The organism is Aminiphilus sp. (assembly GCF_029975095.1).
GTDB lineage: Bacteria > Synergistota > Synergistia > Synergistales > Aminiphilaceae > Aminiphilus.
The window spans coordinates 1-5,839 of the sequence record NZ_JARKPW010000168.1; the positions used below are offsets into that span (position 1 = coordinate 1).

Here is a 5,839-nt window from a genome sequence, read left to right on the forward strand (position 1 = left end):
GACAGCTCCGGGCGCAGACCACGTGGAAAGACCATCCGCGGGTGCATGTCCAGCTCCGCGAAGAGGCGCTCGAGCATGCGCCGGTGCCGCAGAGGGCAGTGCAGCGTTTCGGCAGGAAAGGCGACCAGCGGCAGGAAGGCCAGAACCAGACTCAGGCGTTGCCCAGCCTCGCCGCCGAGCTTCTTGAAATTCATGGTCTCGGGGTAGGCGCCGACGAAGAGTCCGCACTCGCGGAATCCCACGGAACGGGCAGCTTTCTGGGAAGCCGGATGGGTGGTCACGGACTGGACGTATGCTCCGCCGAATCCTCTCTGACGCGCCTCGTCGAGAAGAAAGGTGGTCAGATCCTTGAGACATCCCTGCCCTCGATAAGCGGGTTTGACAAAAGCCATGCCGATCTCGACGGGAGCCCCGGCCTCGCCGGAAGGCACTTCGAGCGCGGCATGACCCATGATATCCCCCTCCGGAGTCACCGCAAGGGCGGAGACCAGGCTTCCCCGGGCGTTCAGGTCAACCACCCGGTCGGGAAAGAAGATGTGAGGGTTCGGGTAGGAATATCCATAGGCCCGGTAGGCACAACGGGCTACCTCCACCGCGTCCCGAGGTTCGAGAAGACGGATGGCATAGGCAATCCGCTCCGGCGGCGAGACGGAGACGGAGGGTTTTTCCTCGATGGGGGTCTCCCAGGCGGCCAATTCCTCTCCATGCGAGAGTTCTCTCACGGATTTTCTCGGCAGATACTTGATCAGTCGGGTTTCCTTGCCCTTTCTCCCGAGGTTGACGAAGGCCACCTCGTCCATGAGGTGTCGCATGAGAAAGATGCCGAGTCCGCCTTCTCCCTGCCCTTCGGGAAGGGTTCCCTCCTTGAGATGTTCCGGAGCGTACTCCGGCACAAGGCCGGGGTCGAAGGGAAGCCCCTCGTCGTGCACCACGATCTCCATTCCCAGGGGAACCATCCGAAGACGAACCTCAAAGGAAGCCTGTTCGCCGGGATCGAAGGCGTGCTCTACCACGTTGGCGAACGCTTCCTCAAAACCGAGCTGTATTTCTCCCCGGGCCATCTCTTCAAAACCGATCTTCGCGGCCAGTTCGTCCACCAACCGCTGAAGTGGAGCAAGATACTCAATGGCATCGGGCACCACGATGCGCAATTCGTCTCCCTGACGCATGAACAGCACTCACCTCCCGACACATTTCCCGACGAAAACCGCATCGTCATATCGCTCCCGGCGAGAAAACACAGGCACCATTCCCTGAAAGAAAGACCTCCGCCGCTCCCTCACCGGAAAGCCTCGACATTTTTTCCCATGGTACGCTAGTTATACAGACAGGACAAGAGATTCTTTCTCTCGTTATTGAATTTTTAATAAAATAAATTTAATTTATTATTAAAAAATTTAGAGTAGGCCTCTTGTGAGAATGCTTTCCGCTTCAGAGGGCGATTTTCACTGTCTCCTCTTTCGAAAACTTTTTCAACTTCAGGTCTCGAAGTCTACATGTATTCAATAAGTCTCGCCAAAACCTCTGATGTTTGACACGTGCGTAAGCATTGTCTTATTCTACCCGTCAAGCTGTACGAACACAGAGAACAAGACAAATATTGTTTCAGACAACTGAACCAGGTTGAGGATGCATGCTGTGCAGCTCGGGCCACCACGAGCCGGCGTTAAGCCGAAAACAGCACAAATCGTCCAGAGGGAAAACATACCTCTCACAGGAGAAACGCACGATGACCCCTAAACATGTGTTGCAAAAATTCGTGGAGGCATTCAACAACGCGGACCCGGATTCCCTGGCTGACCTGTACAGCGATGACGCCGTCAACCACCAGGTCGCAGCAGGAGACCCCATCAAGGGGCGCGAGGCCATCCGAAAAATGTTCACGGACAGTTTCGCCGCCACAAACATGACCTGTATCGTCGAAAACATGTTCGAGGATGGAGAATGGGCAATCATGGAATGGCGCGACCCTCTGGGGCTGAGAGGGTGTGGTTTTTTCCGGATCGTCGATTCGAAAATCGTTTTTCAGCGAGGTTACTGGGACAGGTTGACCTTTTGCAGACAACAGAACCTGCCGGTCCCCGAAGAACGGATATGAACCGGGACTCGACAGGACGAGTCTCCCACCCCCCGGAGAGTACAGTACATACCGAAACCACGGAAGGAGCGATCACCATGGAGGCAAACATGCGCATCAGAAAAATGATCGAAGCGGACCTTCCTCGCGTGGCGATGCTCCTTGAGGAACTCAGCACAGCCCTCGGGGAGGACCACACCCTCGACAAAAACGACCTGCGGCGTCACTTCGCGAACATGAGCGCACAGGACGAAACATACGAGAACTACGTGTGCGAGCACGAGAACGAGGTAATCGGATTTCTCTCGCTCCTTTTCTATCGAAGCTTGTACCACAGAAACGGAACGGCTCTCATCAACGAACTGATCGTCTCCGAAGAACACAGGGGGAAACACGCAGGAGCCTCACTGTTGGAATATGCCGTCAACAGAGCCAGGGAACGCGGCATGGACGAGATCGAAGTGGGGGTCATGCAGGAAAACGAAGGAGCGCGCAGGTTTTACCGGCGTCATGGTCTTGCGACGGAATATCTTCTGCTGGGAATGGAATTCGACACGCCCCCGGCAGAAACCGTCCCGTGCGAACTCCCCGCGGAGAATCCATCACGAGACGTGCCCGACGAAAACCCACAGTTTTCAATTCGACGGACACTCTGACGAAGAATCCTCTTTTCCAATTCGGAAAGCCGGAGGTGAGGGCGATGCGAATGACTTCGTTCTTCAACACCACTCTCGAACACGTCGAATCCCGAAGGTGAAATTCCTACCTCGACATCGGCATCAACAACAAGAACATTTACGAGGGAGTTTCTGTACGACGTCATGACTCATGACATGGGCCGCCGTGCGGACGAGAGAGCGCGTCGCCATCGTGATCGTCGGACATCATGCAGCATAGCAACAACCTCGTCTTCGAAAGGCGCAAGCCGATCCCGGCGCTCGACAAGGCATTCCGGAAAGCGGAGGAGGTGCGCCTCCTGTGCGATCAGGCCATGTCGGCGCTTCCTCCGCAACTCTCCGAAAAGATCGTTCTCCTCGACTGGACGGATATTGTCTACGACGCTTTGTTCTGCCACAACCTCCAGGTCTTCAAGGAAGAATACGCCGGGGATGACGACTTCAGAAACGCACTTCTTGCGATAACGAAAAAAACCTTGGAAACATCGTCAACCGTCTCGACGAGGACGCCATCGAAACGCTTTCCCGATCCCTCCTCAACGAGCTGCCCGAGCTTGCGACCGTTTCATGCACAACGGCATCCACTCCACGCTGAACATCTCCCCCGGCAAGACCAGATCCATCCACTTCGAACTGATGTGCCTCGACTTTTTCCCACGCATCTCCTCCAGGCTCCGCATCATCGGAGACATCGCATCGGTCGAGGCGTATTCGGAGGACGCTCCGGACGAATGAGACACAAACTCACGCTGTTCGTGCGTCGTTCCTCTTGCCACCCGGAAGCGCAACACGAAGTGTTTCCACCCCGGTAAGGCGGAATTGGGAGACATGGGCAGTCATTCGCCCCGAACTCTCCGCCAGCGCCTGGGATTCGGTGGCGACGCTCTCCGCCGCCGCCGCGGTCTCCTCCGAGGCACGCTCGATGCCCCGGATGGCCTCCACCATAGCCTCGGTGGAACGGGTCACCGCACCGAGCGCCTCGGTCATCTCGCTGCTGGACGCGGACTGTTCCGCCGCAGCGGCAGCCATGTTACGGATCAGGTCGCTCGTGCGAATGATGCGCTCCACGGAGACGTCGAGCCGCTTCCCCGAAGCGGCGGAATCCGCCAGGGTTCTCTTGAGCACCTCCGCCATTTCTCCCGTGGCGGCGACAGAGGTCTTGGCGGATGTCCTCAGAGAGCCGATAAGATCCTGCACCCGCTTGGCCGCCTGGGCGGATTCCTCGGCAAGCTTCCGCACTTCCTCGGCGACGACGGCGAAACCGCGTCCAGCCTCTCCTGCTCTGGCTGCCTCGATGGCGGCGTTCAGGGCCAGAAGGTTTGTCTGGTCCGCAATACCCGTGATGGTTGTCACGAAGGAAGAGACTTCCGCCACGGCCCCGTCGAGGCGCTCCATGTGACCGACGATCTCGCGGTTCCGTTCTTCGAGGGCGTGCATCTCCTTCACCGTACCGGCCAGGGATGCGGAAGCGTTCCGGACCATCTCGGTCACCGCACCCATTTCCTCCGCGCTCTCCCCGGCATTCTTCGCCGTTCCCGAGGCACTCTCCGCCACGTCCCGGACGCCCTCGTCGGCTTTGCGCAGCACGTCCTGATTCGTCTCGGCGAAGGACACGACACGATCCACCGACGCCTTGACCTCCTCCATACTCGCCAAAGCTTCCTGGGCAAGGGCAGCCAAGGCCTCGGAACGCCCCCCCGCCTCGTCCGCCTCGACGGCGATACCCGACACGATGTCCCGAAGGGAAAGCGTCATGTCCGCGAAGGTTCGGCTCAGGTCGCCCAGTTCGTCGCTCCCCGCCGCGCCGTCCGCGTCTGCTGTTGCGGAGAGATCCTTCTCCCTTACACGGTTCGCCAGAGCCATAACGCGTCCCAACCGTCGCGTAATGCTCCGGGTGAGAAGGAACCCCAGCAGGATGGAGAGCCCGGCACCCACGGCAATGCCCACAAGAACGAGACGTCCCGCTCCGGAGGAAACCGCAGCCGCCTCCGCCCTCGCGGCATCCACAGCCTGAAGCTCGGCGCTCACGAGAGCGTCCAGCGCGGCAATCGCGGTATCGAAGGCCGCACCGTTCGTTTCGAGCACCTGTTTGTTCATCGCATTCTGGATCGCCACCGCATCGCCCACGATCTTCCGCGCCCGGTCGAAGATATCCCCGATGGCATCCGCCGCAGGAAGACATTCATAAGCGAAAGCGGAGCGGATGTTGCTCATGTCTTCGTCGGTGATGTCGTCCCTGTTGAGCTGCTCCCGAATGTCCTCCGCCGCGGCATAAAGAATCTTGTACTGCTCGAGGATGCGCGGTCCGAAGAGATCCACCAGTGCGGGGTTCTTCACACTGAAGGAGGCGAGCCATTTCCCCATGGCACTTTCCGCCGCGTCCACGTTGCCGCGGAAGGGCATTTCCGTCATGACCGCCCGGCTCAGGTCCAGGAGCCATTTCTGATGAGCCACCTCAAGAACGGCAAGTTCCGCCTCGAACGCTGCGGGATTCCCGATGCCCGTTTCGTCGAGCTTCCCGGACAGAGCGAGAAAATCCTCGATCCCCTTGGTGCGTTCCGCCTCGGCGCTGCGAAAAGCCTGAAAGAGCGCGTCCCCCTCTGCGGCGTGCCCCAGAAGAGCTGCAAGCGTCTCCAGATTCTCCCCGGTCTTCTTCCGTTGGATCTCCAGGTCCTGGTAAGCCCGGCGACGTTCCTCCGCCGACGCGGCGAGGTTCAGAAGGCTCCGCTCCGCCGCCCGGATTCCCTGCTGGCTTTCCTGAAGCAGGAGAAGGCAGCGAACACGGGGCAGGCGCACCTCCGCCATGTCCTCCACCTGCCCGGCCGTCCGCTGGATGCCAAAGGATCCGAGAAATCCCACCGCGGCGCACACGAACGTCACCGCGGCAAAAGCGCCTGTCAGTTTCGCGCCGATCCGCACACACCATCGCCCCTTTCTTCCGACTCGGCCGTACAGAAATACGGCGTATTCGGAGCCCCTCCCCGACAGTGTTTCTCGCGGCCTGAAAACCCTTCGAGGCGCGGTGTCGAATTGTTTCCGTATCACCGCGCCTCGAAGGAGTGCCTTCCTGCCATTGTACTCATTT

4 protein-coding genes are annotated in these 5,839 nt (G+C 59.1%); 2 read left to right on the plus strand and 2 right to left on the minus strand.

Going from position 1 to position 5,839, the window contains the following annotated elements; all coding sequences use genetic code 11:
* Positions 1–1,169: GNAT family N-acetyltransferase (locus tag Q1K49_RS10400; RefSeq protein ID WP_300525794.1), on the minus strand; the 1,169-nt coding region annotated here is incomplete at its 3' end.
* Positions 1,170–1,729: 560 nt separating this feature from the next.
* Here Q1K49_RS10400 and Q1K49_RS10405 point away from each other — a divergent pair.
* Both Q1K49_RS10405 and Q1K49_RS10410 read left to right on the plus strand, forming a co-directional pair.
* Positions 1,730–2,098 (plus strand): nuclear transport factor 2 family protein, encoded by a 369-nt coding sequence (locus Q1K49_RS10405; protein WP_300525796.1) that lies wholly within the window; start codon positions 1,730–1,732, stop codon positions 2,096–2,098.
* 77 nt (positions 2,099–2,175) lie between these two features.
* The gene (locus Q1K49_RS10410; RefSeq protein ID WP_300525799.1) at positions 2,176–2,733 is read left to right on the plus strand and encodes a GNAT family N-acetyltransferase; all 558 of its coding nucleotides are present in this window, start codon (positions 2,176–2,178) and stop codon (positions 2,731–2,733) included.
* A gap of 765 nt (positions 2,734–3,498) precedes the next feature.
* Here the strand turns inward: Q1K49_RS10410 and Q1K49_RS10415 are convergent.
* A complete protein-coding gene (locus Q1K49_RS10415; protein WP_300525801.1) occupies positions 3,499–5,673 on the minus strand; it encodes a methyl-accepting chemotaxis protein in 2,175 nt (724 codons plus the stop codon).
* Positions 5,674–5,839: the final 166 nt, after the last annotated feature.